At 30.0% G+C, this 1468-nt stretch carries 1 pseudogene; it reads left to right on the forward strand.

Annotated features, from left to right (window positions below):
- Positions 1-562 precede the first annotated feature (562 nt).
- Positions 563-697: pseudogene (locus JOD29_RS20215) on the forward strand (citrate transporter); the annotation flags it as partial.
- Positions 698-1468 lie beyond the last annotated feature (771 nt).

Below are 1468 nucleotides of genomic sequence, written 5' to 3' on the forward strand. Positions count from 1 at the left end.
ATGCAGGCGATGCTTACTTTTGCTGCCATGAATTTAAAGAAGCTTGCAAATTGGACTTGGCAAGCTCCAAAAATGGTCTGAATTAGAATACTCGACGAGTACTTTTGTTTAAAATAAGACTGAAAAATACCCGGAAAATCTCAAAAAGACAAAAGGCCTTCAGAATGAAACCATTCTGAAGGCCTTTTGTCGACAATCTGAGTCTAAGCAAAAGCTTAGGCTTTTTTATATGTAAAGTTCTAAGGATCGTAAGTTCAATAGGGAAAGTTAAAAAATACCCATATATCTTTAGGAATGTAGGCGTCTGGATCGATATTAGGTGGGGGAATCTGAGAGTAATACTAATAGTCTGTCTATTAGTATTAGACAAATTAAAAGACAAGTAATTTTTATAGTTCGTACTTATTATAAGAATATAAAGTTATTAGGCTAGCAAATATTACTGAGTTTCAAGTCGTTTTTCTAAATTTCGGTAAAGTGGATAGGAGGAGGAAAATTTATACAAACAGTTAGCCGCTCTTTTAGGACATTCAACTACAGGACTCCCACTATCTCCACTAGTCCTGCTACTTTTATTTTAGTTGGATTAGCTGGCGTGGAATTTAGAGATCATCAAAAATTCCTATTTAAATGGGCATACGGAATAACTATTGTAATGACTATAGCGGCAGTCTTAATAGGAGTAATTCCTTTTTAAGTTACAGATGTTTAATATCATGAATAGTTAAGCCACAATAAAGAAAATATATTAAAGGAGTATCCAATTTGATGACAGTAAAGGATACTTTTTTGTTAATTAAGAACTTTATATTCAAATTACTTGAAAGATATAGGATGTATATCTAAAAATGGAGATCTAGAATTGGAATTAATTAATTCAATGTGGAGGTGCTATAATCTTTGTAAACACTGGATTTATTGTCTACTTGCATTTGAATACAGGAAGAATAGTTTACTGATTACTACAGCTACAATGCTCAATTAATTTATGAATAGAATAATTACTAAAAATTTGTAGTTTAAATAACTTCCTTGCTTTATTATTAGGATAATGATATATTATTTATTGTCGCTTTAAGAAATCAAAAATGTTATTAAAGTTGTTGACTTCAAATAATTATTTTGATAAACTATAAAAGTTGTCTCTTAATGAATTGTTTGTTAATATTAAAAAGTATTGACAGGTATGTTTGTTAAGTGATAAGATGTGAAAGTCGCATTTTAAAAAATACTTTTTCAAAAAAAGAAGTGTTGACAACAGAAAATTATAGCGATATAATATAAAAGTCGCTGAAAACAAGCGAGTAAAATGAACCTTGAAAACTGAACAACAAAACGTTAATGAAATAAACGTTTCTTTTAATTAAGAAGCGAAATTTTGGACATCAAAATTGATGCCAGCTAAAAATTTGAGCTTTATCAAATTTTCTTTTATGGAGAGTTTGATCCTGGCTCAGGACGAACGCTG

The organism is Lysinibacillus composti (assembly GCF_016908465.1).
Classification (GTDB): Bacteria; Bacillota; Bacilli; order Bacillales_A; family Planococcaceae; genus Ureibacillus; species Ureibacillus composti_A.